Raw genomic sequence first — 26,086 nt, 5'->3', positions numbered from 1 at the left:
AGGAGAAACAATGAAGCTCATTCTGACCAGCACCGTCGACAAGCTCGGCATCGCCGGGGACGTCGTTGAAGTCAAGGACGGCTACGGCCGCAACTTCCTGCTGCCACAGTCGAAGGCGATCCGCTGGACCCGTGGCACCGAGAAGCAGATCGACGGCATCAAGCGGGCGCGTGACGCCCGTGAGGTGCGTGGCGTCGAGCACGCGCAGGAACTGCGCGTCCAGCTCGAGGGCCTCACCGTCTCGGTGGGGGCACGGGTCTCCGATCAGGGCCACCTGTTCGGTTCCGTCACCTCCAGCGACCTCGCGGTCGCCGTCAAGAAGGCCGGCGGCCCCACGATCGACAAGCGCACGGTTTCGTTCGCGAAGCCGGTCAAGTCCGTCGGCACCCACACCGCCGCTGTCAAGCTGCACCAGGCTGTCACCGCGTACGTTCCCTTCGAGGTCGTCGCCCAGTGATCTGAGGCAACCCACAGCAGAGAGCCCCGGTTTCGACCGGGGCTCTCTCGCTTTTTCGGGGCCTTGGGCTGGCCGTAGGGTTGGGGGATGAGCGCTCGATTCCTCACCACGTGGCCGTGCCAGGACGCGTGCGGCACGGTGGAGACCGACGAGCGGGTGGAGGGCGCGCCCGTGTATCGGTGCCCCGGCTGTGACACCTCCTGGATCGAGCTCAACGAGCGCACCGAGTCCGCCGACGATGGGTCCGCGGGCGTCGTCGAGTAGTGACACCATCAGGAAGACAGCGTCTAGGGATGGTCCCCGCCAGTGGCTGACTCCGGTGCATCGGCCGTCCGACGTATTCTCGGAAGTATGCGCAGCCCCATCGAACGCCTCCGAGTGCTGATCGGGCGGACCCTCCGCAGCCGAGTCGCTGGCGACGACGCCGACGAGAAGGCGCACTTCATCTGGCAGGTCGACGGCGAGCGGTGGCACACCCCCGACGACGTGATCTGGCATGTCAACGGGGACGCGGCGATGTACGCGGGCGGCATCCGTTCCCTTCTCCTGCAGACGCTGCACCCCGCGGCCATGGCGGGTGTCGCGGGGCACTCCGGCTACAAGTCGGACCCGTGGGGCCGCCTGCAGCGCACCTCCGAGTTCATCGCCATGACCACCTACGGGCCCATCCCGTCGGCGCTGGCGCTCATCGAGCGGGTCAAGGCCGTCCACGAACGCGTCAGGGGCAAGACCGACGACGGCACTCCATACCGGGCGTCTGACCCGCACCTCCTCGAGTGGGTGCACCTCACCGAGACGCAGAGTTTCCTGGCCAGCTTCCAGCACTTCGGGGACCGGCGGCTCAGCCGGGGGGAGGCCGACGAGTACGTGGCCCAGGCCGCCCCCGTCGGTGAACTCCTCGGCGCCGTCGACCTCCCTCGGACCGAGGCCGACCTGCTCGCGGCCCTCGAGCGGTATCGCCCCGAGTTGCGCGCCTCCGCGGCCGCCGTCGACACCGTCACCTTCCTGCTGCGTCACCCACCCATCCCATGGCCGGCCCGTCCCGGGTACTGGATGCTGGCGGCCGGCGCCATCTCGACTCTGCCGGTGTGGGCGCGCCGGGAGCTGGGGCTCCCGGCCAGCCGCTGGTTCGACAGGTTGGTGGGCTTGCCGTGCGGGCGGTTCGCCACGGCCGTGGTCCGATGGTCGCTGACGCCGGAGAGCAGGGTGGGGCGCTGGGCGCGCGCCGGCGCCGACGCATCCACGTGAGCCCGCCCACCGTCGCGGGGATGGACCGGGCATACTGCCGCCATGAGGATCGGCGTGGTGGGCTACGGCATGGGCGGCAGGATTTTCCACGCCCCCTTTATTCAGGCGGCAGGGGGACTTGAGCTCGCAGGCGTGGTGACGCGCAGCCCGGAACGCCGCGCGGAGGTCGCTGCTGACCTTCCAGGCGTCCCGGTGTTCGACTCGATGAGCGCCCTGCTGGACTCCGGCGTCGACGCCGTCACCATCACCACCCCGCCGGAGACGAGGCGGGAGCTCGTGCTCGAGGCGGCAGGGCGGGGCGTCGGGATCGTCGCGGACAAGCCCTTCGCCCCCAGCGCCCAGGATGCCCGCGAGCTGGTCGCCGCTGTCGAACGCCTCGGAGCCCCGATGGCCGTGTTCCACAACAGGCGGTGGGACACCGACGTGCGGACCCTCAAGGCGCTCCTCGATGCCGGCGAGCTGGGTACGCCGTGGCGGGTGGAGTCCCGCTTCGATCTCGACGAGCCCTCCACCCTCGACCCGGGGCCGACGGGCGGACTCCTGCGGGACCTTGGCACGCATCTGGCGGACCAGCTGCTGTGGCTCTTCGGCCCCGTGGAGCAGGTCTACGCCAAGCTGGACTGGATCGATCTGCCGCAGGGGCGCACAGACGCCGGCTTCTCCGTGGTCCTGCGCCACGCCTCGGGGGTGAGCTCGACGATGCGTGCGAGCAAGGCCAACCACCTCGTCGCCCGCGAGCTGCGCGTCTACGGGAGCGCGGGAAGCTATGAGTCGCAGATGAGCGACGTGCAGGCGGCCGCCGTCTTCTCCGGACGGCGCCCGGTCGACGAGGGTGACCGCTGGGGGTACGAGGCGGAGGAGCGCTGGGGCGCGCTGCGCACGGCGACGGGCGAGCGCCGGATGCCGTCGGAGCGCGGCGCCTACCAGGACTTCTACTCCCAGTTCGCGCGCGCCGTGGCAGGGGAGGGGCCCATGCCGGTCACTGGCGCCGACGCAATCCGCACCCTGGAGGTTCTGGACGCCGCGCGTCAGAGCGCCCTCGAGGGCCGGTCGATCGACCTCGGCTGACCAGCCCGCGGATGCAAGGGGGGAGCGGCCCCAGCGATCCAGAGATTGCCTGTCAGCTGGAGTTACAACCCTTCGAGACGGCCGCCGCCGCTCCGCGGGCGGCCCTCCTCAGGGAGCGAAACAGGGGCGGCCAAGCTCGGTCGGTGAGGGTCCCGCGTCGCGAAGCGACCGGGGAAGTCTCGAAGGGTCGAGAACCACGGCTGACAGCGAGGGTGCTGGACGGCAGGGCGGCACTGCGCAGCGGTGCCCAACCCTACGATCACCCAGCTGGCATCCCGCCTCAGCAGACCCGGCCACAACGCCGCCCTGCCGGCCCGCACCTTGACCTGGCAACGCCACAGGAGGACCGAGTGCGGGGAGACGGGAGACGATGCCCGGGCGGCCTCAACAACCCGACCACCGACCACACCGGTAGCCACCTTCAGACCAAGGACAACGGCCGCCCGGGCATCGACTTACGGCTCACCGCACCCGACCAGAAGAATCGCGTGAAGGTGGTAGTCACGACCCTTCGAGACAGGCCACGCCGCTTCGCGGGCGGCCCTCCTCAGGGAGCGAAGGGACGGGTCACGCCGCTTCGCGGGCGGTCCTCCTCAGGGAGCGATGGGACGTACCACGCCGCTCCGCGGGCGGCCCTCCTCAGGGAGCGGTATCTAGCCGACGTAGGCGGACAGGTGCCGACCGGTCAGGGTGGACCCGTCGGCGATGAGTTGAGCAGGGGTGCCCTCGAACACTATCCGCCCCCCGTCGTGGCCCGCTCCTGGACCGAGGTCGATGATCCAGTCGGCGTGCGCCATCACCGCCTGATGGTGTTCGATCACGATCACTGACTTGCCGGAGTCCACCAGGCGGTCCAGCAGGGCGAGCAGGTGGGCCACGTCCGCCAGGTGAAGGCCGGTGGTGGGTTCGTCGAGCACGTAGATCTCGCCCTTGTCCGCCATCGCCACCGCGAGCTTGAGCCGTTGCCGCTCGCCGCCCGAGAGCGTGGTGAGCGGCTGGCCCAGGGAGAGGTATCCCAGGCCGACGTCGTTCAGCCGCCCGAGGATGGCGTGCGCGGCGGGCGTCTTCGTCTCCCCGGCCCCGAAGAACTCCAGTGCCTCGGTCACCGGCATGGCCAGCACGTCGGCGATGTTCTTCCCGCCCCAGCGGTACTCGAGCACCGCGGCCTGGAACCGCTTGCCTTCGCACTCCTCGCAGGGGGTGGCGACCGTGTCCATGAAGCCCAACTCGGTGTAGATGACGCCGGCGCCGTTGCAGGCGGGGCAGGCTCCCTCCGAGTTGGCGCTGAACAGCGCCGGCTTGGTGCCGGTGGCCTTGGCGAAGGCCTTGCGGATGGGCTCCAGCAGGCCGGTGTAGGTGGCTGGGTTGCTGCGTCGCGACCCCTTGATGGCGGTCTGGTCGATGGAGATCGCTCCGGCGTCGGCGGGCATGGAGCCGTGGATGAGCGAGCTCTTGCCCGATCCGGCGACACCCGTCAGCACGGTGAGCACGCCCAGCGGGATGTCGACGTCCACGTCCTTGAGGTTGTTCGTCGACGCGCCGCGGATCTTCAGCGCGCTCGTCGACGTCCTCGTGGCGGTCTTCAGGGTGGCGCGGTCGTCCAGGTGTCGGCCTGTGAGCGTGTCGCTGGCGCGCAGGTCCGCCACTGTCCCCTCGAAGCAGATCTCCCCGCCCTTCGTGCCCGCGCCAGGGCCGAGGTCGACGACGTGGTCCGCGATGGAGATGGTCTCCGGCTTGTGCTCCACCACCAGGACCGTGTTGCCCTTGTCCCGCAGCGACACCAACAGCGTGTTCATCCGCTCGATGTCGTGGGGGTGAAGGCCGATGGTGGGCTCGTCGAACACGTAGGTGACGTCCGTCAGCGACGAGCCGAGGTGGCGGATCATCTTCACCCGCTGCGCCTCGCCGCCTGACAGCGTGCCTGATGGGCGCTCCAGCGACAGGTAGCCCAGCCCGATCTCCACGAACGAGTCGAGCAGGTGCTGCAGGTTCCTGAGCAGCGGCGCGGCCTCCGGCCGGTCCAGGCCGCGGATCCAGGCAGCGAGATCCGTCAGCTGCATGGCGCAGGCGTCGGCGATGTTGACGCCTGCGATCTTCGACGCCCGTGCTCCCTCGGACAGCCGCGTGCCCCGGCACTCGGGGCACGTGTCGAACTTCACCGCCCGCTCGACGAACGCGCGGATGTGCGGCTGCATCGCGTCGGGATCCTTGGACAGGAACGACTTCTGGATCTTCGGCACCAGCCCCTCGTAGGTGAGGTTGATGTTGTCCACCTTGATCTTGGTGGGCGCCTTGTAGAGGAGGTCGTCGAGCTCGCGCTTGGAGTAGTCTTTGATGGCCTTGTCAGGGTCGAGGAAGCCGGAGGCGGTGAAGATGCGCACGTACCAGCCGTCGCCGGTGTAGCCGGGGATGGTGAGGGCGCCGTCGTTGAGCGATCTGGTCTCGTCGTAGAGCTGGGTGAGGTCGATGTCCGAGACGTTGCCCTTGCCCTCGCAGCGCGGGCACATGCCGCCGACGAGGGTGTAGGTCTTGGCCTCCTTCTGCACCCTGCCGGCCTTCTCCGTCTTGATCATCCCTGAGCCAGTGACCGACGGAACGTTGAACGAGTACGCCTGTGGGGAGCCGATGTGCGGTTGAGCCAGCTTGCTGAACAGGATGCGCAGCGGGGCGTTGGCGTCGGTGACGGTGCCGACGGTGGAGCGCACGTTGGCGCCCATCCGCTCCTGGTCCACGATGATGGCCGTGGTGAGCCCGTCGAGGTGGTCTACGTCCGGCCGCGACAGTGTGGGCATGAAGCCCTGGACGAAGGCGCTGTAGGTCTCGTTGATCATCCGCTGGGACTCGGCGGCGATGGTGCCGAACACCAGTGAGCTCTTGCCCGAGCCCGAGACGCCGGTGAAGACGGTCAGCCGGCGTTTCGGAAGGTCGACGTCGATGTCCTTGAGGTTGTTCTCGCGGGCGCCCTGGACGCGGATCATGTCGTGGCTGTCTGCTGGATGCTCTGCTGTGCTCACCGCGCTACCGTGCCACCCCACCGCGACAATTGCCAGGGTTCCTCTGCATTAACCCTCGGCCAGGAGGGCGTCGATCTGGTTGATGGCACCGGTGGCGCCCTCGACCATGCCCATGTCCAGCACCTGCTGCAGCGCCTCGATGGAGGGGTAGACGGCCTCGTACACCGCGCGGGTCCCGTCGTCGTGGCGGCTGAAGGAGTACGTGTTGATCCCCACCGGGAGGGAGGTGTCCGGCGTGAAGTCCTCGTTGGCGAAGCCGTCCTCGAAGGTGAAGCTGCGCGGCTCGTCGACCTCCTTCACGTTCCAGAACCCGCAGTACTTCTGACCGTCGGGGGCGGTCATGTAGTAGGTCATCCGCCCGCCCGGGGTCAGGTCGTGGTCCACGAACGTGGCCGGGTACGTGGGCGGGCCCCAGACCCTCTCCAGCTGGCGGGGATCGGCGTAGAGCTGCCAGATGCGTTCCACGGGGGCCGCGAACTGCGCGGTCATGATGAGGCGTCGGTTGTCCAGGTCCTTCTGGACGTCGATGACGGGCATGGTCACTCCTGGGGTGTGGTGGGGGTGGGTGGTGGTGTGGCGGCGATGAGATCGTCGATGCGCGACACGCGGCCGCGCCAGATGCCTTCGAGCTCGGTGAGCAGGCTGCCCACAGACCGGACCGCCTCGACGTTGCCGCTGGCCAGGGACTCGCGCCCCTGCCGTCGGCGCGAGACCAGAGCGGACCTCTCGAGCACCGTGATGTGCTTGTGGACGGCGGCGAAACTCATGTCGTAGTGGGCCGCCAGCGCGGTGACCGACTGCTCGCCGGCCAGCACGCGGCGCAGGATGTCGCGGCGGGTGCGGTCCGCGAGTGCGTGGAACAGGGCGTCTGTCCGTTCCTCGTCGATCACTGTCATGGAACTATGTTCAACCGTTTGGTTATAGGTTGTCAAGGGTTCGGAGGAGTTTTTTCAGAGGTCCACCGCGTAGATCCGCACCGGGACGCCGCTGCGGCTGAGCGTCTCACGGTCCAGCCAGAGGCCGTTCTTCTCCGCGACCCGCTGGGAGGCGACGTTCTCGGGATGGATGATCGAGACGAGGCGACGGTGGCCGAGCGAGCGCGCAAGGTCGCGGCAGGCGGCAGCCGCCTCCGTCGCGAAGCCCCGCCCCTGGAGCCTCGGGATGACGTGGTAGCCCACCTCCAGCTCCTCGACGCCGTCGATGAGCTGCCAGGTCAGGCCGCAGTCTCCGACGAACTCGCCGTCGGGGGTGCTGATGATCCAGAGGCCCAGACCATCTCGGGCGTAGTTGCGGACGTTCCACTCGATCCACTCGGCCGCCTCGTCGCGGGTCCTGGGGCGGGGGTAGTAGGTCATCACCTCGGGGTCGCCGAGGAGGCCGGCCATGGCGTCGAGGTCCGCGTGCCCCATCCGGCGGAAGACGAGCCGGTCCGCCATGGGGAGCGGCGCCGCCTCGTCCCAGACCCACTCGTCCTCGCCGTCGAACGGGCGGTGCGGGGCGGGCATGGCGAGGCCGAGCTTCTGCGCCACCCGTCGCGATGCGACGTTGCGGGGGTGGACGAAAGCGACTAAGCGGCGGATTCCGGCCCCGCGCAGCGCGGAGCTGAGCGCGCGCATCGCCTCGGTTGCGTAGCCGCTGCCTTGGTGCCGGGTGTCGATCACCCAGGCCAGTGTCGCGGTGGAGGTAGGCGGATCGACGGTGGCCTGAACGAACCCGATGGCGGTGCCGTCGGGCAGCCGGACGGCCCAGTTGCCCCACACCGCCGTCGACGGAGGGGGCGGCCCGGCCTCCTGAGCCCGGTAGCGCCGCTGAAGCTCCTCGACGGACGGCGGGCTGTCGAAGGTGTAGCGGTGGATCGACGGATCGGCGAGGACCTCGGCCATGGCGGCCGCGTCGTCGACTGTCAGCGGGGTGAGGCTCAGGCGGTGCGTCTGGAGCGGGGAGTGGGCGAGACCGCGGAGGGCGGCGTCGTCGTCTGGCATGGTGCCAACGCTACGCGCGGATACGGTTGAGGGAGAGGAGGCTGCGATGGCGGTGGTGTTGATCGGGCTGGGATCCAGGGGCGATGTCCAGCCGATGGCGGTCCTGGGTGGCGAGTTGGCGCGCCGCGGCGTCGAGGCCCGCGTGGTGGCGCTGGCGGAGTACGCCGATCTGGCCGGGCGCTACGGCGCGGAGGCGGTGCCCATCCGGGCGGATCTGACGTCGGCCCTGGAGACGGCCAGGCGGTATCCTCTCGTGGCTGGCACGGCGTTCGGGCAGGGATGGCTGTTGCGCCGCTGGGTCTCCGAGGTGGCAGGGCCGGTGGCCGACGCGGTGCTCGCGGCCGCGCGCCCGGGTGACTCCCTGCTCAGCGGGATCCTGGGGGCCGGAGCTGCGGTGGCCGCAGCTGAGGGGCTGGGGGGCCGGGCGGCGACGGTGCTGTTCACGGCCCAGCTGCCCACGGTCTACCGCGACAGCCACTGCTTCGCCAGCTGGTTCGGGCCCTGGGACGCGTACAACAGGTGGGGGACGGGACTGAGCTGGAGTGTCGCGGCCTCGCTGGGGGCCCCGCTCGCGGCAGAGGTGCGGCGGCGGGTCGGCCGCCGCGGCCGTCGTGGGCCGGGTGCGGAGCCGAAGACCGGCCTACGAGGCCGGTTAGGTGCTCTCGCCAGGTACGAGCCCGTTGTCGCCGCCCTGGACCGGCACCCGGTGCTCGTGGCGGCCAGCCCGACGCTTGCCCCACCGCCGCCGGATCTCCGGCCCACGGCGCACCAGACGGGGTATCTCAACCCACCGGACGAGGACGCTCCGCTGTCGGAGGACCTCACAGCCTTCCTGGCGGCAGGCGACCCGCCGGTCTTCGTGGGCGCCGGCAGCCTCGCCTCGACAACCGGCGACAGGGGCCTGGCGATCCTGGCGGAGGCGGCCCGGCTATCCGGGCGGAGGATCGTGACCCTCGCGCCGACGGCCGCCCACGTCGGCTCCCGAGACGGTCAGGTGTACGCCGTCTCCGACGTGCCCTTCGAGGCGTTGTTCCCCCACACGGCTGGGGTGATCCACCACGGCGGCGCGGGCAGTACGCACACCGGGCTGCGGTCCGGGCGGCCGTCGGTGGCGGTGCCGTTCGGGGTTGACCAGCCGTACCACGGCGCGCGGCTCGCCGCGTTGGGGGTGGGGCCCTCGCCGGTGCCCTTCCGTCACCTCGACGCTGGGCGGCTGGCGCGGCTGATCCACGACCTGGTCGAGGGACCCGACGCTGCCCGCTACCGCGAGCGCGCCCGCGAGGTGGCCGCGACGATCCGCGGTGAGGATGGCGTGGGCGCAACGATCGAGGTGATGGCGCGGCTTGGGTTGATCACCGCGTGACCCAGATGGCTTCGGCTGTCAGGCGTCAGGGCTGGTGGTGTCGCGGGCGGGGGAGCCGAACCCCAGGAAGGCGAGGAAGGCCAGCGCCCAGGCGGCCTGAGCGTTGCCGGTCAGCTGCTCCTGCCACGTCCACCCCATTCCCTCGAGGTGCTCGTCCGGCAGGTCCCAGATGAGGCGGGTGACGAAGATCACCACCCCGCTGCCGGCCAGCGCCCAGGCCCAGGGGCTTCCCGAACGCCTCGCCCAGATGGCCAGCATGAGGAGGGCCGGCGCCACCCACACCCAGTGGTGGGACCAGGACACCGGTGAGGCCAGGAGCGCGTAGACACCCATGGTCAACGCAGCGGCGAGGTTGTGTCCTCGCTGAAACAGGCGGGCCATCAGCACCAGCAGGGACAGCCCCAGCACGGCGGACAGCAGGAACCAGGTGAGCGTGGCCTCCCCGCCGTCGAGGCCGAGCCGGAGCAGGACGCCGTTCATCGACTGGTTCGACACGTAGGCCAGGCCGCCGATTCGGTCCGGGTCCGTGATCGTCCCCGTCCAGTAGCGGACTGACTCCTCCCAGGCCACGAGGAATCCGAGCAGGGTGAACAGGAGCGCCGAGGCGACGGCGGTCGCGAGGGCGCGCCACTCGCGCTTGACGAGGAAGTAGGCGAGGAACACCGCAGGGGTGAGCTTGATCGCCATGGCGAGGCCGGTAAGCGCTCCCTGCCAGCGCTTCCCGCGACCGACCACGACGTCGACCACCACCAGCGCCATCAGGGCCACGTTGACCTGGCCGAACTCCACCGTCTCCCGGACCGGCTCCAGCCAGAAGCCGATGGTTCCGGCCGCCAAGCCCGCCAGCAGCAGCCGTTGACCCCGGACGTCGGTGAGCTCGCGGATGACGAGGACCATCACCACGACTAGCAGCCCGAGGGTGCCGAAGGAGAACAGCAGGTTGGCGTCGCGCATCGTCAGCAGCGCGAGAGGCACGAACAGCATGGCCGCGATGGGCGGGTAGGTGAAGGGGAGGTTGGCGCCGATTTCGGTGTCCGGAAGGGTGCCGTACAGGTCGCCGCCGCGCAGCAGGGTCTCGGCGCCGAGCCGGTAGACATCGAGGTCGATCCGGTAGGGGGGCGTCAGCTTGAACCGCTCGGGCAGGAACGGCACCTCGCCCGGGCGGCCGTAGACGACGGCGTAGGCGGAGATCACCGCAGCGGCGACGATCATCAGCACGCCGAGCCATCTGGAGCGCGTCGTCGGGCGTGGGGTCACCGGGCCATCGTATGGTCCCGCGCGCGCAGCGTGAGAATCCGGGCGGGGCGCCGGTCGACGCGATTGCGCCCGGTAGCGCGAGGGGTGTGCTGAGCTGGGTCCAGTCTGAACGTTGCGTCACCGGAGGAGGAGACATGAAGGAACCCAAGCCCCTGTCCCAATCGGCCCACTACACGGGGGTCGCGGCCGAGGTGCCCGTCGTCAAGGAGTCCACCACCTCGCGCGTCATCCACAACAATCCCCTGCTGCGCGTGGTCGAGTTCACCTTCGACGAGGGGGAGATGCTGACCGAGCACACGTCCCCGCGTGCGGTGGTGGTGCAGCTGCTGGAGGGGCGGATGAGCTTCACGGTCGGCGACGACGAGGTCACCCTCGCCCCAGCGGACGTGGTGTATCTGGCGCCGAACGAGCGGCACGCCCTGGTGGCGCTCGAGCCGTGCCGGATGAGCCTGGTGATGGTCGACGTTGGTGGCTGATAGCCCTTGATCCGCGTCCCTGCGGACTCTCTTCAACGGGTCCTGGGCGTGCGATGGCCCGGCCCCGCGTGGGGACCGGGCCATCTGTTGGGCGAGTGGTCAGGAGATGACGCCGGCGTCGATCTCCTCCTGGGTCCAGTAGCCGGTGTCGACGAGGGCCTCGGTGAGGTTGTCCTGCGTGACGGTGACAACATCGAGGAGGTAGGACGGGACGACCTTCACGCCGTTGTCGTAATCCTCGGTGTTGTTGGCCTCGGGCTCGTTGCCGGCCAGGAGGTCCTGGGCAGCGGTGACGGCCTGCTCGGCCAGCAGGCGGGTGTCCTTGAAGATGGTCGAGTACTGGATGCCGTCCTGGATGAGTTTCGTCGAGGCGATCTCCGCGTCCTGTCCGGTGACGATCGGGAAGCCGTCTGCGACGGTGCCTGAGTAGCCGTTGTTCTGAAGCGCCGTGATGATGCCGCGTGCAAGGCCGTCGTTGGCCGACAGCACGCCGTCCACCTTGGCGTCGCCCTGGTAGTTGGCGGTGAGGAGGTCTTCCATGCGCTTCTGCGCGGCCTCCTGCTGCCAACCGAGCGTGGCTGCCTGCTCGATGTCGGTCTGGCCGGAGACGACGGTGAAGGTGCCGTCATCGATCTTGGGCTGCAGCACGCTCATGGCGCCGTTGAAGAAGAAGTGGGCGTTGTTGTCGTCAAGCGAGCCGGCGAACAGCTCGATGTTGAACGGGCCTTCACCGCGGGCTTCGAGGCCGTCGATGAGGGACTGGCCCTGGGCGACGCCGACCTTGAAGTTGTCGAAGGAGACGTAGAAGTCGACGTTGGCGCTGTCGCGGATCAGGCGGTCGTAGGAGATGATCTTGATGCCCTGGGCGGCGGCGTTTTCCAGCTGGGGGGCGAGTGCGGTGCCGTCGATGGCGGCGATGATGAGGACCTTGACGCCCTGGGTGATCATCTGGTCGATCTGCTGGCCCTGGGTGGGGATGTCGTCGTTGGCGAACTGGAGGTCGACGTCGAAGCCGGCCTCTTCGAGCTGGGACTTGACGGCCTCGCCGTCGGCGATCCAGCGTTCGGTGGTCTGGGTGGGCATCGACACGCCGACGGAACCGCCGGCCTCGCCCGCAGGTGCGCTGGTGGTGGCGGACGCGTCGCCGGACGTGGTGGGGTCCGTGGTGCTGCCTGCGCCGCCGCCACCGCACGCGGTGAGGGCGACGGTGAGCACCATGCCCGCGGCTGCGGTCATGAGTGTGGTCATCTTCATTCGTTCCTCCTGAGAACGTCAAGGGATCTGAGTGCTGCCCAGACCCGTGTTTCTGTGAAGCGGGAGATGCGCATGAGCAGCCCGATGGTCGCGAGTCTCCATGACCGACAACTTTGTCTCTCTCCAGTACTAAATATTCCTGCGCGGCTTCATCGCTGTCAAGGAAAGAGCGTGAACATTTAGTTGCAGTTCCATAACAATTTTGTGGCTAGGACAGATCCGCCTTTTTCAGCACCGAACGACCCCAGCGACGATGCACGGAGGGAGACTTGGGCCCATGGAGACTTTTGCCAATGACGGGCTGACGTTCGAGGTGCGCGACTCTGGCCCCCGACGGGCTGACTCCGACCACACCGTCGTCCTGCTCCACGGATTCCCCCAGTCGCCCGCGGCCTGGGACGCGGTGGCGCCGCTGCTACACGCGGCCGGGGTCCGCACGCTGGCGCCGTCCCTGCGCGGCTACACCGCGAACGCGCGGCCCCCAGGGCGGAGCGCCTACCGGATCGAACGCCTCGTCGGAGACGTGTTCGCGCTGCTGGACCAGGCAGGCCTCGATTCGGCCCACGTCGTGGGTCACGACTGGGGAGGTGGCGTGGCCTGGGCCGCCGCCATGACGACGCCGGAGCGGGTGCGAAGCCTGACGGTGCTGTCAACGCCCCATCCAGCGGCGATCCGACGGGCCGTGTTGCGCTCGTCGCAGGGGTTGAAGAGTTGGTACATGCTGGCCATGCAGGTGCCCGCACTGCCCGAGATGCAGCTGTCGCGGCTGGTGCGCAAGGAGGGTCTCCGGCGCCTCGGGGTCCCCGCGGACCTCTCGGCCGCCTATGCCGCCCAGATGAGCGATGCTGAGGCGGTGCGCGGGATGCTCGGCCCGTACCGAGGGCTGTTCGCGACGGCCGGCGCCGAGGCTGTGAAGCTCGATACCCCGGTGTCGGTGCCCATCACGTACCTGTGGGGCAACCGCGACCCCTACCTTGGCCGCGTGGCGGCTGAGGACACTGCGCGGTACTGCACCGGTGACTACCGGTTCGTCGAGATGGACGCCGGCCACTGGCTTCCTGAGAAGCGGCCGGAGGTGGTGGGAGCAGAGATCCTTGATCGGATCAGATGAGGATCCTTTACTCCCGACGGGATCCAGTGGCTATCGCGGATGGGTCGCGGACGGCTGGGGCCTCACTCGGGCAGGCCGCCGGCGTCGGGTAGGCCGGACCCCCACCCGGCGGAGAAGAGGACGTCGGCCCCCTGCGTGTCCTCAACCAGCCGGGCCAGCAGTTCGGAGGCGGTTCCCGAGCGCAGCAGCGCGTACTGGTCCATCGGGCTCAGCGGTGCGATGCCGGAGACCTGCCAGATGCGCTGCGCCAACTCCGGCGACAGTTCGATGTCGGCCGGCCAGGGGAGCTCCACGAACTCGCTCGCCCTGGAGAGGGTGGCGCGCACCAGGGACTCGGCTTCGCTGAGCGCAGAGGCGGTGGAGTCGTCGAGCTCCACAGCGGCGAGGTCGCGCACCAGGGCCCGCGGGAACGGGTCGTCCTGCAACCAGCGCACCACCTCGAAGCGGGAGGCGCCGGAGGCCAGTAGGAGAATCGAGTCCTCGCTGGGCTCGATCGACACGATGCGCGCTACGGTGCCCACCCCGAACCGCGCGTCGCCGCCCCCCACCTCGGAGCCTCGCTCGATCAGCACCACCCCGAACTCGTGCTCGGCTTCCCTGAGAACCGTTGACAGCATCGCGACGTAGCGCGGCTCGAAGACCCGCAGCTGCAACGGCATGCCCGGAAACAGCACAGAGCCGAGCGGAAACATCGGTAGCTCACGCGTTGCGCCGGTCATGACAGCGATCCTGCCGGAATGGTGTCGTCGTCGACGAGGGGGTCTGCAACTTGCTATCCATAGAGCGGCTTCTGCATATATGCGCAGATGCCGCTCTATGGGTAGCAAGTTGCAGACACACAAACAGGGGGACCGTCCTTTCCTCGCACGAGGGGTGGGTTCGACTGGGATCGATCCCCCTCCGGCCCGCACGCGATGAACAACTACCGGATCTGCCGCGTGGCACCGAGAACCTGCTCCGACTTCGGGTAGACGGAAGGTGTAGACGCTGCAGGCCCCCATTGACACGTCGGGCCGGCTGGGCTGGAAACACCCCGCCCGTCTGAGCGGATCCATGCCGCGAAACCAGATCGGGGGCCACCGTGGGCCACAGTCGCTTGGCGCCGTGATCGCGAAGCCAGGCGAGCACGGGCAGCAGGGTGATGATCGCGCCGATGCCCACGGCGATCCCCGTCCCGAGGGCTGTGACGCTGAACTCTTGTCCGACGGTAGACATCGCGAGGAGGAACGCTGTGAGAACAATGAGCAACAGCCCCCACAGCCCGACCAATGCCACCAGGATCACCTGCCAACCTGGGCGGCGGGCTTGATGCACGCTAGCGCAGGTTGTCCCAGGCAGACTCAACGCACGGAACTGCCGCGGACCGCGCGGACGCTTCCCGGGCCCGCTTGGTTGTGAGGCGGTGGCGGGTGGCCCCCAAGGTGCTGTGGTGTTGAAGGCGCGCGTCCTGACATGAAGTGAGGGCGCCGCTGCGGGAACAGAGACACCCTCGATGAACGACTCAACTGTGAATTGAGGTCTTGATGTCCCAGGCTATCGGGGGGCTTGGGGGCATCTCTAGGTTGCGGCTCCCTCGACACCTGTCGAGACGCGCTCTAGTTTGAATGAGATCCCGGTCTCTAGTTTGAAAATACGAGTTGATGGTGGCGACTCGTTCAATGTAGGGCGGGCGAGTCCGGTCGTATTGAGATCCCGCCTCGTGCTCGAGGGATGTCTTCATCGACCTCGGGGCTCATCGGATCGGGGGTCTTGAGCCCCTTGTCTATCCACTGGCCACAGATCGCGCAGTGAGTCTCCTCGGCGAGTACGCGCGCGGATGGAGCGTCGTCGCGATCCGTTGGCCTTGAGTCTCTGTCTCGTCCTGCCCCCGTCGCGAGTGACTGTGGACCGGGCGGGAACTGCGCCACTCAGGGTGAATGAGCGTTTGGCGGGGATTCGATGCCCGATGGGTACCGCCACCGCATCCGGTGGCTAGCGTCATTGCCAGGTACAGCGACAGGAGTCGAGATGCGCACCCAGAAGATGTTGATGGCGGCCGTCCTGGCCGCATCCCTGGTCGGGATGTCTACTGGGCCAGTGATGGCCGACGAGGACGGCAAGGACGAGGGGGCCACGGTCCTCCAGTCGGAGTTGCCGCCTAGCGAACGGAGTTTGTTGGAGAGGGCCGGGGTGCGGGGGGCGGAGGTCAATATCCAGCCCCTCGGCGAGTACACACTGGTTTCCGATGGGCAGAACTGGACAATCACAGAGAGCGGGAGTGGCAGCGCCGCATCTCCGATGAATATCGAATTTGGTGTAGGCATCTGCAAGGGGGGGTTTTTCCTGCCCAAGAAGGTGAACTCCAATGTCGAGTGGGGTGCATGGAATGACTGCAATGTCTACGGCTCTGCCTCGACCTATGTGCGTTCAATCTCGGCGCAACTCTGGATGCAGACGGGAGCGTTTGCGTTCCAGAAGACCAAGCAGGAAACCGCTATGAGCCCGTTGGAATCTGTCTCGAGCAAGGTTGTGACGGCGCATCGAGTCAAGAAGTGTGACACCACCTACACCAAGGAATTTCAGATCCAGGCAGAGGTGACCTTGAAGAGCAAAAAGATGGGCGTGGTCAAGAGTGACAACGTCAAGCTTGCCTGCAACTTCAAGGTGAGCTGATGACGCAACCCTTCCCCCCTTTTGGGAGGCATCGCGCGCCGTCTCCGGAGACCCTGCTCGCCATGCAGTCTGCGGCCCGCCGATTGAACGAGCACTTGGATGCTGCTGGTGGGGCCTATGCGGAGTTGCAGGAGCTAGCTCGAAGTGAGGATATGTCGCCGAGCATTGGCAACGACCTGGGGCTTGACTGGGGCTTCATGGAGTCGGTGATCCAGGGACTCACGCTCGAAGAGGCGACGGTTCATCACCACCTTCAATCCCGCGAGGGCGAGGCGCGGTAGTGGCGGTCTTGCTGCGGCCCCTCGGAGGCCACAGCCGGGGTGCGGTTACGGGGCCCTAGAATGCTAACGAGCCGAGAAGCTCCCGACCCTGGCCCGTTTATAAAAAGTAGCTGCGGCTCGTGGTAAACGGACACCTGCCACCAACCGCGCGTTCTTCACTTGAATTACACGCGCGTAGTTTTCCCCAGCTGTGGATAACGCTGTGGGCAACCTGGTCCGCGTAGGATCGGGCCATGGCTCGACTCGACTCCTGGCTGTGGGCGGTGCGGATGTACAAGACGCGCTCGTCCGCCACGGCCGCGGTGCGCGGCGGGCACGTCCGGGTCGACGACAAGCTCGCCAAGCCGTCGCAGCACGTCATGCCCGGGCAGGTGATCAGGGTGCGTCGCGAGCAGGAGGAGAAGCTGATCCAGGTGGTGGACCCGAACCTGGAGAAGCGGGTCGGTGCGCCGATCGCCCAGGCCGCCTACCTCGACCGGACACCCGAGAAGCCGCCGCCGATCCCGGAGATGGTGGGCCGGGTGGCGGTCCGCGATCGCGGCGCGGGCAGACCCACCAAGCGGGAGCGCCGCGACCTTGACCGGCTACGGGATCGCTGACCTCGCAGCAGATCGCGTCACGCCGGGCGCACGTCCTCCAGCAGAATCCGATGCAGCTCATCGGCCTGCTCGAAGGCCACCGAATGGCCGGCGTCGGGCAGGCTGTACCAGCGCTTCTCCGGCGCCTCCAGGAGGTCGAACCATTCCTTCGCCGGCCCCACGCGGGCGGCCAGCTCGTGCTCACCGACCAGCAGGTAGACCGGCACCTCCAGGCGGGGTGCGTCGCGGCGCAGGTCGAGGTCCTGGAGCTGGGGATACATGACGGCGAACATGTCCATCACGCCGCGCACCACGCTGAGCTTCTCGAGCGGCCCGTATTCCTGGCCGAGGACCCCCCACGGGCCGACGCCGCTGGCCTCCCCGCGCTGCCGGTAGGCCTCTGGTGGGATGTATCCCTCCTCCAGGAGGGGGTAGTGCGCCATGATCATCGCGTAGTCGAAGACGTCGCCGTACGGGGGAGGGCCCATCGCGGCCAGGTCGGCCACCAGCGTGCCGTCGCCGTTGCCCAGGGCCGTGGTCACCAGGTCGCGGTAGATGCCCTCGTCGGTCTCGAGCGGGTCCACCATCTGCCCGCTGGCGAGGTAGGCGTGGAACACCTCCGGCGCGGTGCGCACGGCCAGCACCCCGAGCAGCGTCCCCCACGACTCGCCGAGCAGGTAGATCCGCTCCTCGCCGTAGCGATCCGCCAGCCAGCGCGACAACTCAACGGTGTCGGCCACCGCCTGCTCGAGCGTGAGCGTGGCTGCGTCGAGGCTGGGATAGGACTTGCCGGTCCCGCGCTGGTCCCACCCCACCACGAGGAAGTCCTGGGTGAGCGGCTCCAGCAGCACCCGAGAGTAGGAAAGGTCGCTCTGACCGGGGCCGCCGCTCAGGTAGAGCAGCACCGGCAGGTCCGGATTCGCCCCGCGCACCTGGATCCATTGCTCGTGACCGCCCAGCTCCACCTGCACCAGCTCTGAGACCGCGCCGTCGACTGGGACGCCGTCGGGTCCCCGGAGCGCCGGTGAGGTCGGGGGCAGCAGCAGCGAGAGCGCCAGCAGCGCGACGAGGCCCGTGGCGAGCGCCAACACCACCGGGCGCCGTGCCCCGGCGTCGCGACGGCTTCCCCACGCCGCGCCGACGAGGAGAGCCAGCCCGGCCAGGCCCCAGGCCGCGACCCGGCCGAGGGCGAAGGCGATGGCTCCGAACGCGGTGCCCAGGTCCAGGGGCCCGGTGGTCGCCAGCCCCGCGCCGGCCCGGGCGACCTCGAAGGCCAGGATCCAGGCCACCGGAGCCAGGGGCAGGACCCAGCGGGTGCGGGCCAGCGCGCCGGCGAGCAGGCCGACGGCGAGCGCGGCGGCCATCAGTGCGATCCCGCCTGCCGCCGTCACCGGCCCGACGGGTTGGATGAGCCCCGCGATCGCGCCGCCTCCCGCGGCGGTCAGGTGCGCCAGCGCCAGGCGAGCCCAGCGGGACGAGTGGAGTGGAGCTGTCAGTGCATCACCGTGTGTCATGGCATCAGCGTCGCCGACGCGGAGTGGGTGCCGCGTCGGGCGGAGGACTGGTCTCCTGCATCCTCCTGAGGGGGCACACCGGAAGACGATTTCGCTGGAGATGTAGGCGGAGATACATCTGTAGACCGTTGTCGGGGCCCCTCCCGTCGGGCTACGTTGCTGAGGTGAGCATCTGGGCGAGCCTCCGCCGAGTGGACCAGGCCCGACCCTGGGTCCTGGACACCGCCTTCGCGCTGGGCCTGCTCGCAGCCTCGCTGTTTGCCGCGGGCGCCACCACGGGGTCCATTCCACCGCTCCAGCTCGGGCTGACGGTGGCCACCTCCGCCCTCTACGCCGCCCGGCGGGCCGCCCCTCTCCCAGTCCTGCTGGCCTCCGGTGCACTGGTGGTTGCGATGATCGGGCTCGGCTTCGGCACGGCGGTCGTCGGGGCGGGGCTGTTCCTCGTCGCCTACACGGTCGCGGCGCACGGCTCGCGGGCCGCCACCGTCGTCGGGGCCGTCTTCGCGACGTGCCTGGTGGTGGTGGTCTCCGCCGCCTTCCCGGACCGGATGCCGTTCGGGGAGGCCGTGACCAACCTGGCACTGTTCGCCGGGTCGTTCGTGCTCGGGCGGGCCATGCGGCTGCGGCGCGACGCCGCAGTGCTGGCCGCTGTGCGGGCGGAGCTCACGGTCAGGATCCAGCGCGAGGAGGCGAGAGCGTCGCTCACGGAGGAGCGGCTGCGGATCGCACGGGAGCTGCACGACGTGGTGGGGCATTCCCTCGGCGTGATCGCCCTGCAGGCGGGCGTGGGGGCGCGGGTCGTGGACTCGGATCCAGCCGAGGCGAAGGCTGCCCTGCTGGCCATCGCCGAGCGCAGCCGGGACTCGCTGCGCGAGGTCCGCCAGATCCTCGCCACCGTGCGGGAGCCCTTGGATGTCGCGGACCCGACTCCGGGTCTGACGGCCATCCCCGCGCTGGTCGCCTCACTGGCTGACGCGGGGCTGCGGGTCGATCTTGAGCAGAGCGGTGAGCCGTGGCCGATGCCGGCGTCGATGGAGACGGCCGTCTACCGCGTGCTGCAGGAGTCGCTGACCAACGTGGTCCGGCATGCCGGCACCGGTCGGGCAACCGTCCGGGTCGCGTTCGCCCCGGCGGAGCTCGTGCTGCGGATCATCGACGGCGGACGTGGCACCTCGGCGGGGGTCGGCCCGGCTTCCGGTCAGCTCGGAATGCGGGAGCGGGTCACGATGTGGGGAGGCAGCCTCGAGGCGGGACCACGCGACGAGGGTGGCTACGAGGTGGTGGCCAGATTGCCGCGACAGGAGGCCGACGCATGATCCGGGTTGTCATCGCAGACGACGAGGCCCTGGTCCGGAGCGGGTTGGCGCTACTGCTTCGCCACGAGCCTGGCTTCGAGGTCGCGGGTCTGGCCGGCGACGGGTTGGAGGCCGTCTCGCTGGTGCGCGAGCAATGCCCCGACGTGGTGCTGATGGACATCCGGATGCCGGGGATCGACGGGCTGGAAGCTACGCGGCGGATCGTCGGCGACCCGTCCACAGACGGCTGCAGGGTGCTCGTGCTGACCACTTTCGATCACGACGAGAACGTTTTCGCCGCGCTCCGGGCGGGGGCGAGCGGATTCCTGCCCAAGGACACCGAACCCGAGCGGCTGCTGGAGGCGCTACGCGTGGTTGCCTCGGGGGAGGCCTTGCTGGCGCCTCACGCCACCCGCCGCCTGATCGAGGAGTTCCGTCGCGGCGCGCCACCGATGGTCCCCGTCGGGCCGGCGCTTGACGCCCTCACGGACCGCGAGGCGGAGGTGCTGGCCGCGGTGGCGGCCGGACTGTCGAACGCGGAGATCGCGCAGAGGCTGGTGATCAGCTATGCCACGGCCAAGACCCACGTCAGCCGGCTGTTGACCAAGCTCGACGCCAGGGATCGCGCCCAGCTCGTGATCATCGCCTACGAGCACGGGTTGGTCCAGCCGGGCGGCTGAACCATTCAGGCGGGCGGCTCGGTGGGGCGGAGGATCTCCGGTGGCAACCCATCAGGTGTCTCTCCCAGCTCATCGCGGTGCCACCTTGCGTAGGCGCGCACCGCCGTCGGCAGCGTGGCGAAGATGCGGCCGTCGCCCACCTTGTCGACGAAGCCCGCGGCGGCCAACTGATCGTGGAGGTCCTGCTTGACCCTGGCCATGGTGAAGATGACGTCCCTGGCCGCGAGCCGCTCCCGGAGGAGTTCGAGGGTGTCGACGGCCGTGAGGTCCACCTCCACGTTGGCTTCGGCGTTGAGCAGGAACCACCGCACGGGCTGGGGCGCGCGGTCCACGGCCGCCTCGGCGCGGCTGAGGAAGTCGTCGGAGTTGGCGAAGAACAGCGGGGAGTCGTAGCGGTACACCACAAGCCCGGGTACCTGGGTGGCGTTGGGATAGTCGTCGATGTCGTGCATGCCCGCGACGCCTGGCGCGTAGCCGAGCACCCCATCGTGCGCGTGGGCCATCCGCCGGATGAGATCCAGCAGGGACAGCGCGATGGCGATTCCGATGCCGCCGAGCACCCCGAACACCACGACGGAGACCGTGGTCACGGCCGTCAGTGCGAGCTCGCTCCACCGGAACCTAGCGATCCGTCGGATCTCCGCGACATCCACCAGCCTGGTGGCGGCGTAGATCACCAGCGCGCCGAGGGCCGCCATCGGGAAAGTGGAGAGGACCGGACCGGCGAACAGCAGAGTGGCGACCACCGCGGCCAGTGCCACAAGCGAGTGAAGTTGCGTGCGTGACCCGACGGCGTCGCCCAACACCGTCCGCGACCCGCTGGACGAGACCGGGAACCCCTGCAGCAGGCCGGTCGCGACGTTGACGGCACCGAGGGCGAACAGTTCCTGTCCCGCATCGATGTTCTGGCGCCGCTTCGCCGCGAAGGCGCGGGCGGTGAGCACGTTGTCCGAGTAGCCCACCACGGCGATGCCCGCGGCATAGGGGAGGAGCGCGAGCAGCGACACGTCGGCGAGCCCGGGAAGTCTGGGCGCGGGCAGCCCGGACGGTACGTCGCCGACGATGTCGAGGCCGTAGCGCTCCAACCCGAAGAACGCGACCACCCCGGCCGCTGTCAGCAGCACGATGAGGGGGCTGGGGAGTTTCGGGGCCAACCACCTCGCCACGAACAGCAGCACGAGCACCACCGCGGCCATTGCCACCGTCGGGAGGTGGGCCTCCCCGAGGCGCGTCACGAACTCCCAGGTTGCGCCCAGCGTGGACTCGGCCTCGATCTCGAGCTTGGCCACCTTGCCGAACTGGCTGACGATCATCAGCGCCGCGATCCCCACCATGTATCCGACGAGGACAGGCCGCGACAGTAGCGTCGCCAGGAACGACAACCGCGCGAGCCATCCCACCAGGCACACCAGGCCGACGGCGATCGCGAGCAGGGCAGCCACCTCCGCATACTGTTCGGGGCCGCCCGCCGCGGCCACCAGCGCACCGACGCCGGCCGCCGTCATGAGCGCCGTCGTCGATTCCGGGCCCACGGACATCTGCCGCGACGATCCCAGCGCGGCGTAGAGCAGCAGCGGAGCGAGGATGGCCCACAGGCCGACGACGGCGGGGAGGCCGGCGATGACGGCGTAGGCCATCACCTGGGGGATGAGGTAGGCGGCCACCGTCACGCCCGCGACAGTGTCGCCGCGCAGCCAGCGGCGCTCGTAGCGGCGCAGCACCGCGACCCCGGGGAGGTAGCGCTCCCAGGCTGCGGGCGTCGTCGTCGACGGGTCCATGGACCGAATCTAGTGTCCCGCGTCAGAGGTTTGCTGCGATTCCTCGCCCCAGCGGGCCTCGGTGTGTTCCGGGGTGGCCAGGGCCGCGAGCACGATCGGCTCGGCCAGTCTCCGGGTGGGGGGGTGGAGTTGAGCAAATGGCAAGGGTCGCGGTGGGTCGCGCGCTCAGGTCACGCGGGGCGGGTTCCGCGAACCCTGCCATTTGCTCAACTCACCCCCCACCCGGAGGGGGGCGGGAGCCGGTCATGGGCGCAGGGTCAGGACTCGGCGTCGGGGTCGTGGGCGCGATCGACGAAGTAGGAGTCGTCCATCGCCGGGTCGGGGGCGATGGGGACGTACTGACGACGTACCCGCGCCTGGTCCCACTGTCGGCCCTCAACCTCTTCCCGGGCGGCGTTGACGGCGTCGCACTGGTCCTGGTTGAGGTAGAACTCGATGGCCTCCACCGCCTTGTCGGCGCGCAGGAACCGGTCGCCGTCCTCGCCGTCGGATGCCGCGGCGACGAGCCTGTCGACCGCTCTCTGCACCGTCGCCCGGCGGACCCGCCGCTTCGTCTTGGGCAGCAGGTCGATCTTGCCGTCCTCGGACACGATGATCACCATGGCGCCCCTGCCCGCGCCCGCGAGGTAGCGGATGGCGGAGCTGAACCGGGAGCCGCGCGACGGGTCCCCGGTGCCGGTGGCCAGCCCGTCGAGGATCACGCCGACGGCGTGGCACTTGCCGTCCGGAGAGACCAGGACGGCGCCGTCGATGCCGGTGGCGGCCGACAGCGCCTCGGGGCCCAGCCGGCTGGGGGTGATGGCGTAGGCCTGGGGTAGGAGGCGTTGCGCCTCTGATTCGGCCTCGGGGTGGACCACGAGCATGGTGCCGTGCGGCTGCTGCAGTGCTGCACGGGCGATCTGCCACAGGTAGCGGGCGTTGCGGGCGGACACCTCGGGGAACACGCGGTCCACGGTGACGGAGAACTCGTCCTCGTCCAGGAGTTCGCGAGGCATCGCGGCCACGCCGTTGTCGACCCGCAGGAACGGGACGTCGCCGTCCCACAGCTCCCAGGACCCGTTGCCGGAGATCCGCGCCACGAAGGTGTGCTCGCGGGAGGCGCCCTCCTCCAGCTTGCCCAAGCCGTAGACCTCGCGGCCGTCGCACAGCAGGTGCAGGTCCCCGGCGGACAGCTCCAGCACCTTGCGCAGCGACTGGGCCCGGCCGATGGGTACCGGGTGCTCGAGCGACATCACCGTCGTGGTCCCCTCCCCGCCGTGAGGTGCCAGGAGGAGGGACCCCTTGCCCGCCCGCCCCTCGTAGGGCTGCGCGGAGACCGCGTCGAACGCCTGGAGGGCCCCGAAGGCCAACTCCTGCCCGGTTCTGGCCACGACGGCGGAGACGAACAGGTCCGCGGCGGAACGCAGCACGAACTCTGGGTCGATCCGCACCAGGGAGCCGGGGATCTGCCGGTCCAGCTCGCGGGAGGCCACGTCGAGGACGCTGTTGATCACCGCCTCCTGGAACGAGCGGGCGGTGAGGAAGTCGTCTCCGGCGTCGTCGGGAAGCTGGGGCAGCTCCTTCCACTGGTCCTCCTGCAGGGCGAGGACGGGGAAGACGGTGTGATCGCCGATCGTCACGCCCACGCCCACGAAGTGGATGCGCCCGCCGGCGCGGGCGGCGGCGTCCAGCTTGTCCGCGACGGCGCGCCTCCTGGTGCGCGCCTCGAGCGCGGCCAGATAGGTGGGGGAGATCTCCGCGGCGTCGTCGTCGCGGAGAAGCTTGTTGAACCGTCGGGTGGCCAGGTGGGTGGACTGGGCGACGATGGCACGGTCGAAGTGGCCGCGCGCGGGCTCCACGACCACGCCGGCGTCCCGGTCCAGGGGGATCCCGACGACGAAGGCGCGGGCGTCGAGGCCCGTCCCGGCCGCGTCGAGGACATCGTTGGCCACCTGTTCCAGGGAGCGCCGGTAGGTGGCCTGGCCCTCCCACAGCTCTGCGTTCACGTTGGGATCGTCCCACGTCCACTCATCGATGAACAATGCACGCCCCTTCCCTCTCGTTCCACCCCAACGTACCTGCGGGGGCGGGCGTACGCTGGGGGACAGGAGGCTTGCAATGAAGCATGCGACGAAGAAGTGGGACAAATTGCCGCCCTGGCTACGCGCTGCGCTGGCGTTGGGCGGGATGGCGGATGCGGCGCTGCGGGTGTACGCGTTGGTCGACGTGGCCAGGCGCCCTGAGGATGAGATCAACGGATCCAAGGCGGTCTGGGTTCCCGCCTTGGCCGTGGTGAGTTCCATGGGCCTGCTGCCGTGCACCTACCTGCGATGGGGCCGTCGAACCAGCTGAGAAGGATACCCTAGGGGGTATAAACTACGGGGATGGAAACCCAACTGCCCCCATGGAAGCGCGTCCTCGTTGTGGTGGCGCAGCCCGACGACGAGTCCTTCGGATTGGGAGGAGTCATCGGTCGCCTCGTCGACGAGGGGGCCGAGGTCAGCGTCCTGTGCCTCACCGCCGGTGAGGCGTCCACCCTCGGCGCCGCGCCCGACCTCGCGCATACACGCGCGCTCGAACTCGAGGCCGCGGCCGAGGTGCTCGGCTGCCGGACCACCTCCCTGCTCAACCATCCCGACGGCGGGCTGGGTGGCCGCGAGGCGGAACTGGTGGCCGACATCGAGGACGCCCTCGACACCACAGACCCCGACGGCCTGCTCGTCTTCGCCGTCGAGGGCGGCGTGACCGGCCATCCGGACCATGAGGCGGCCAGCCGGGCCGCCATCGCGGTCGCTGGGAGGAAGGGGTTGTCGGTGCTGGAGTGGGGGCTGCCGGCGTCCGTGGCGTCGACGCTGCAGGACGAGTTCGGCGGAGGGTTCACCGGGCACGACGAGGCGGCGCTGCCCATCGTCGTGGCCGTCGATCGCAGCAGGCAGGTGGCCGCCGCGCACCTGCATGTCACTCAGGCCGTCCCGGGCAGCGTGCTGTGGCGCCGGCTTGAGTTGTTGGGGGACCGTGAGCATCTCCGGCTCACCCTGCCCGCCTGACTTCACGAAAGCTTCACATTCCCATGGCGGGAGCTTCACGACGGCGCGGTGAACTGGATACATCACCAACCAGTGATCACATCCACAAGGAGCTCACCATGAAGCGCACCGTTTCCCTCATCACCGCAGGGCTGGCCGTGGCCGCCCTCACCTTCGGCGGGGCCACCCTCGCCTCGGCCGACACCGACGCCCCGGACGCCAAGGAGCAGTCGGCCCTCGCCTTCAGCCGCCAGGAGGAGAAGATGGCTCACGACCTCTACACCGCCTTCGGCGAGAAGTACGACAGCGCCGTGTGGGACCGCATCGCGAACAGCGAGCAGCGCCACTTCGAGGCCATCGGGCGGCTGCTCGCCGACTTCGACGTCGCTGACCCGACAGCGGGCGACGAGCCGGGCATGTACGACGACAAGCAGCTCCAGAAGCTGTACGACGGATGGCTGGAGGACGGCCTGAAGTCCGAGGACGAGGCGTTCAAGGCCGCCATCGAGCTGGAGAAGCGCGACATCGCCGACCTCGAGAAGCAGATCAAGGCCACCGACAACGACGACATCAAGGCCGTCTACGAGCGCCTGCTCGCCGGCTCCGAGAACCATCTCGCGGCGTTCACCGCCTGGGCCAACGGCGACACCACCGGCCTGCAGCAGGGCCAGGGCATGCGGGGTCAGCAGAACGAGGCGCGCCGTGCGGAGCGCAGCGCGGTCTGTGACGGCACCGGCATGGAAGACACCGACCGCGGCAACGCGGACGCCCCGCGTGACGGCTCGGGCGATCAGCTGCGAGACGGCACCGGCAACGAGGACGCCCCGCGTCGTGGCATGAACCGCGGCAACGCCTGATCGCTGATCCCGCCGGCTGAGGTGCCGCGGAGCGGCCTCGAAGCCTATAGAACGTGACCTTGTCAGCTTGCGTTTCGTAGGCTTCGAGGCTCGTCGCTGCGCTCCTCGCGCCTCAGCCAGCGGTGAGGGCTCGCGCTGATCCCGCTGGCTGAGGTGCCGCGAAGCGGCCTCGAAGCCTATAGAACGTGACCTTGTCAGCTCGCGTTCGTCGGGGAT

25 protein-coding genes are annotated in these 26,086 nt (G+C 69.2%); 15 read left to right on the top strand and 10 right to left on the bottom strand.

All coding sequences use genetic code 11. The annotated features are described in order from the left end of the window. The first annotated feature begins 10 nt into the window (after window positions 1-10). From rplI to H5398_RS02720, 4 genes are all read left to right on the top strand, one after another. A complete protein-coding gene (rplI, locus tag H5398_RS02735; RefSeq protein ID WP_182798916.1) occupies window positions 11-457 on the top strand; it encodes a 50S ribosomal protein L9 in 447 nt (148 codons plus the stop codon). A gap of 87 nt (window positions 458-544) precedes the next feature. Beyond that, window positions 545-721, top strand: a complete 177-nt coding sequence (locus H5398_RS02730) for a hypothetical protein (protein ID WP_182798915.1) — start codon at window positions 545-547, stop codon at window positions 719-721. An 87-nt stretch (window positions 722-808) separates the two neighbouring features. Further along, window positions 809-1,705, top strand: coding sequence for an oxygenase MpaB family protein (locus H5398_RS02725; RefSeq protein WP_182798914.1), 897 nt, complete (start codon window positions 809-811; stop codon window positions 1,703-1,705). Between the two features lie 42 nt (window positions 1,706-1,747). Beyond that, window positions 1,748-2,773: a Gfo/Idh/MocA family protein gene (locus tag H5398_RS02720; protein WP_182798913.1), complete on the top strand. Its 1,026-nt coding sequence runs from the start codon at window positions 1,748-1,750 to the stop codon at window positions 2,771-2,773. 653 nt (window positions 2,774-3,426) lie between these two features. On the opposite strand, the gene H5398_RS02715 is transcribed toward H5398_RS02720, so the two are convergent. The 4 genes from H5398_RS02715 to H5398_RS02700 form a co-directional block, all read right to left on the bottom strand. Further along, window positions 3,427-5,751, bottom strand: a complete 2,325-nt coding sequence (locus H5398_RS02715; protein WP_182798984.1) for an excinuclease ABC subunit UvrA — start codon at window positions 5,749-5,751, stop codon at window positions 3,427-3,429. Between the two features lie 84 nt (window positions 5,752-5,835). After that, entirely contained in the window at window positions 5,836-6,324 is a 489-nt protein-coding gene (locus tag H5398_RS02710; RefSeq protein ID WP_182798912.1) for an SRPBCC domain-containing protein, read from the bottom strand. Window positions 6,325-6,326: 2 nt separating this feature from the next. Continuing rightward, window positions 6,327-6,683, bottom strand: a complete 357-nt coding sequence (locus tag H5398_RS02705) for a helix-turn-helix transcriptional regulator (protein WP_182781369.1) — start codon at window positions 6,681-6,683, stop codon at window positions 6,327-6,329. A gap of 54 nt (window positions 6,684-6,737) precedes the next feature. Then, window positions 6,738-7,769 (bottom strand): GNAT family N-acetyltransferase, encoded by a 1,032-nt coding sequence (locus H5398_RS02700; RefSeq protein WP_182798911.1) that lies wholly within the window; start codon window positions 7,767-7,769, stop codon window positions 6,738-6,740. Between the two features lie 46 nt (window positions 7,770-7,815). On the opposite strand from H5398_RS02700, the gene H5398_RS02695 reads away from it, so the two are divergent. Beyond that, window positions 7,816-9,132 (top strand): glycosyltransferase, encoded by a 1,317-nt coding sequence (locus tag H5398_RS02695; RefSeq protein WP_182798910.1) that lies wholly within the window; start codon window positions 7,816-7,818, stop codon window positions 9,130-9,132. Between the two features lie 18 nt (window positions 9,133-9,150). Here H5398_RS02695 and H5398_RS02690 read toward each other — a convergent pair whose 3' ends face one another. Then, complete coding sequence (locus H5398_RS02690; protein ID WP_182798909.1) at window positions 9,151-10,389, bottom strand: glycosyltransferase 87 family protein; 1,239 nt, start codon at window positions 10,387-10,389, stop codon at window positions 9,151-9,153. 134 nt (window positions 10,390-10,523) lie between these two features. On the opposite strand from H5398_RS02690, the gene H5398_RS02685 reads away from it, so the two are divergent. Further along, window positions 10,524-10,865, top strand: a complete 342-nt coding sequence (locus tag H5398_RS02685) for a cupin domain-containing protein (protein ID WP_182781372.1) — start codon at window positions 10,524-10,526, stop codon at window positions 10,863-10,865. Window positions 10,866-10,964: 99 nt separating this feature from the next. Here H5398_RS02685 and chvE read toward each other — a convergent pair whose 3' ends face one another. Next, entirely contained in the window at window positions 10,965-12,119 is a 1,155-nt protein-coding gene (gene chvE, locus H5398_RS02680) for a multiple monosaccharide ABC transporter substrate-binding protein (protein ID WP_182798908.1), read from the bottom strand. 277 nt (window positions 12,120-12,396) lie between these two features. Between chvE and H5398_RS02675 the strand changes: the two genes are divergently transcribed. After that, window positions 12,397-13,230, top strand: coding sequence for an alpha/beta fold hydrolase (locus H5398_RS02675; protein WP_182798907.1), 834 nt, complete (start codon window positions 12,397-12,399; stop codon window positions 13,228-13,230). A gap of 62 nt (window positions 13,231-13,292) precedes the next feature. Here H5398_RS02675 and H5398_RS02670 read toward each other — a convergent pair whose 3' ends face one another. Then, window positions 13,293-13,949 carry an LON peptidase substrate-binding domain-containing protein gene (locus H5398_RS02670; protein ID WP_182798906.1) on the bottom strand — a complete coding sequence of 219 codons (657 nt, stop codon included), beginning with the start codon at window positions 13,947-13,949 and terminating at the stop codon, window positions 13,293-13,295. Window positions 13,950-15,237: 1,288 nt separating this feature from the next. Here H5398_RS02670 and H5398_RS02665 point away from each other — a divergent pair. The 3 genes from H5398_RS02665 to H5398_RS02655 all read left to right on the top strand — a co-directional run bounded on the left by H5398_RS02665 (window position 15,238) and on the right by H5398_RS02655 (window position 16,762). Then, window positions 15,238-15,882: a hypothetical protein gene (locus H5398_RS02665; protein ID WP_182798905.1), complete on the top strand. Its 645-nt coding sequence runs from the start codon at window positions 15,238-15,240 to the stop codon at window positions 15,880-15,882. Continuing rightward, window positions 15,882-16,163: a hypothetical protein gene (locus H5398_RS02660; RefSeq protein WP_182781377.1), complete on the top strand. Its 282-nt coding sequence runs from the start codon at window positions 15,882-15,884 to the stop codon at window positions 16,161-16,163. Before H5398_RS02665 ends, H5398_RS02660 begins: the two co-directional genes overlap by 1 nt. Window positions 16,164-16,396: 233 nt before the next feature. Next, window positions 16,397-16,762, top strand: coding sequence for an RNA-binding S4 domain-containing protein (locus H5398_RS02655; RefSeq protein WP_182798904.1), 366 nt, complete (start codon window positions 16,397-16,399; stop codon window positions 16,760-16,762). A gap of 17 nt (window positions 16,763-16,779) precedes the next feature. Here H5398_RS02655 and H5398_RS02650 read toward each other — a convergent pair whose 3' ends face one another. Beyond that, window positions 16,780-18,255, bottom strand: coding sequence for an alpha/beta fold hydrolase (locus H5398_RS02650; protein ID WP_182798903.1), 1,476 nt, complete (start codon window positions 18,253-18,255; stop codon window positions 16,780-16,782). A 164-nt stretch (window positions 18,256-18,419) separates the two neighbouring features. On the opposite strand from H5398_RS02650, the gene H5398_RS17665 reads away from it, so the two are divergent. Both H5398_RS17665 and H5398_RS02640 read left to right on the top strand, forming a co-directional pair. Next, window positions 18,420-19,571 carry a sensor histidine kinase gene (locus tag H5398_RS17665; RefSeq protein ID WP_182798902.1) on the top strand — a complete coding sequence of 384 codons (1,152 nt, stop codon included), beginning with the start codon at window positions 18,420-18,422 and terminating at the stop codon, window positions 19,569-19,571. Next, on the top strand, window positions 19,568-20,230 hold the full coding sequence (locus tag H5398_RS02640) for a response regulator transcription factor (protein ID WP_182781381.1): 663 nt from the start codon (window positions 19,568-19,570) through the stop codon (window positions 20,228-20,230). Before H5398_RS17665 ends, H5398_RS02640 begins: the two co-directional genes overlap by 4 nt. Before the next feature lie 5 nt (window positions 20,231-20,235). Here H5398_RS02640 and H5398_RS02635 read toward each other — a convergent pair whose 3' ends face one another. Together H5398_RS02635 and H5398_RS02630 are read right to left on the bottom strand one after the other, a co-directional pair. Then, a complete protein-coding gene (locus H5398_RS02635) occupies window positions 20,236-22,008 on the bottom strand; it encodes a SulP family inorganic anion transporter (RefSeq protein ID WP_182798901.1) in 1,773 nt (590 codons plus the stop codon). 257 nt (window positions 22,009-22,265) lie between these two features. Beyond that, window positions 22,266-24,029 (bottom strand): DNA integrity scanning protein DisA nucleotide-binding domain protein, encoded by a 1,764-nt coding sequence (locus H5398_RS02630; RefSeq protein WP_220489061.1) that lies wholly within the window; start codon window positions 24,027-24,029, stop codon window positions 22,266-22,268. 76 nt (window positions 24,030-24,105) lie between these two features. Between H5398_RS02630 and H5398_RS02625 the strand changes: the two genes are divergently transcribed. From H5398_RS02625 to H5398_RS02615, 3 genes are all read left to right on the top strand, one after another. Further along, window positions 24,106-24,339, top strand: coding sequence for a hypothetical protein (locus H5398_RS02625; RefSeq protein WP_182798900.1), 234 nt, complete (start codon window positions 24,106-24,108; stop codon window positions 24,337-24,339). A gap of 32 nt (window positions 24,340-24,371) precedes the next feature. Beyond that, the gene (locus H5398_RS02620; RefSeq protein WP_182798899.1) at window positions 24,372-25,034 is read left to right on the top strand and encodes a PIG-L deacetylase family protein; all 663 of its coding nucleotides are present in this window, start codon (window positions 24,372-24,374) and stop codon (window positions 25,032-25,034) included. A gap of 98 nt (window positions 25,035-25,132) precedes the next feature. Further along, entirely contained in the window at window positions 25,133-25,870 is a 738-nt protein-coding gene (locus H5398_RS02615; RefSeq protein WP_182798898.1) for a DUF2202 domain-containing protein, read from the top strand. Window positions 25,871-26,086 lie beyond the last annotated feature (216 nt).

Source organism: Tessaracoccus sp. MC1679, assembly GCF_014164775.1.
Lineage (GTDB): Bacteria > Actinomycetota > Actinomycetes > Propionibacteriales > Propionibacteriaceae > Arachnia.
The sequence above is the reverse complement of the archived record's forward strand: the minus strand, read 5'-3'. Positions and strand labels throughout refer to the sequence as shown.

Coding starts and splice junctions, on each gene's coding strand:
- rplI (WP_182798916.1), top strand. CDS start 11: ATGAAGCTCATTCTGACCAGCACCGTCGACAAGCTCGGCATCGCCGGG.
- H5398_RS02730 (WP_182798915.1), top strand. CDS start 545: ATGAGCGCTCGATTCCTCACCACGTGGCCGTGCCAGGACGCGTGCGGC.
- H5398_RS02725 (WP_182798914.1), top strand. CDS start 809: ATGCGCAGCCCCATCGAACGCCTCCGAGTGCTGATCGGGCGGACCCTC.
- H5398_RS02720 (WP_182798913.1), top strand. CDS start 1,748: ATGAGGATCGGCGTGGTGGGCTACGGCATGGGCGGCAGGATTTTCCAC.
- H5398_RS02715 (WP_182798984.1), bottom strand. CDS start 5,751: ATGATCCGCGTCCAGGGCGCCCGCGAGAACAACCTCAAGGACATCGAC.
- H5398_RS02710 (WP_182798912.1), bottom strand. CDS start 6,324: ATGCCCGTCATCGACGTCCAGAAGGACCTGGACAACCGACGCCTCATC.
- H5398_RS02705 (WP_182781369.1), bottom strand. CDS start 6,683: ATGACAGTGATCGACGAGGAACGGACAGACGCCCTGTTCCACGCACTC.
- H5398_RS02700 (WP_182798911.1), bottom strand. CDS start 7,769: ATGCCAGACGACGACGCCGCCCTCCGCGGTCTCGCCCACTCCCCGCTC.
- H5398_RS02695 (WP_182798910.1), top strand. CDS start 7,816: ATGGCGGTGGTGTTGATCGGGCTGGGATCCAGGGGCGATGTCCAGCCG.
- H5398_RS02685 (WP_182781372.1), top strand. CDS start 10,524: ATGAAGGAACCCAAGCCCCTGTCCCAATCGGCCCACTACACGGGGGTC.
- chvE (WP_182798908.1), bottom strand. CDS start 12,119: ATGAAGATGACCACACTCATGACCGCAGCCGCGGGCATGGTGCTCACC.
- H5398_RS02675 (WP_182798907.1), top strand. CDS start 12,397: ATGGAGACTTTTGCCAATGACGGGCTGACGTTCGAGGTGCGCGACTCT.
- H5398_RS02670 (WP_182798906.1), bottom strand. CDS start 13,949: ATGACCGGCGCAACGCGTGAGCTACCGATGTTTCCGCTCGGCTCTGTG.
- H5398_RS02665 (WP_182798905.1), top strand. CDS start 15,238: ATGCGCACCCAGAAGATGTTGATGGCGGCCGTCCTGGCCGCATCCCTG.
- H5398_RS02660 (WP_182781377.1), top strand. CDS start 15,882: ATGACGCAACCCTTCCCCCCTTTTGGGAGGCATCGCGCGCCGTCTCCG.
- H5398_RS02655 (WP_182798904.1), top strand. CDS start 16,397: ATGGCTCGACTCGACTCCTGGCTGTGGGCGGTGCGGATGTACAAGACG.
- H5398_RS02650 (WP_182798903.1), bottom strand. CDS start 18,255: ATGACACACGGTGATGCACTGACAGCTCCACTCCACTCGTCCCGCTGG.
- H5398_RS02640 (WP_182781381.1), top strand. CDS start 19,568: ATGATCCGGGTTGTCATCGCAGACGACGAGGCCCTGGTCCGGAGCGGG.
- H5398_RS02635 (WP_182798901.1), bottom strand. CDS start 22,008: ATGGACCCGTCGACGACGACGCCCGCAGCCTGGGAGCGCTACCTCCCC.
- H5398_RS02625 (WP_182798900.1), top strand. CDS start 24,106: ATGAAGCATGCGACGAAGAAGTGGGACAAATTGCCGCCCTGGCTACGC.
- H5398_RS02620 (WP_182798899.1), top strand. CDS start 24,372: ATGGAAACCCAACTGCCCCCATGGAAGCGCGTCCTCGTTGTGGTGGCG.
- H5398_RS02615 (WP_182798898.1), top strand. CDS start 25,133: ATGAAGCGCACCGTTTCCCTCATCACCGCAGGGCTGGCCGTGGCCGCC.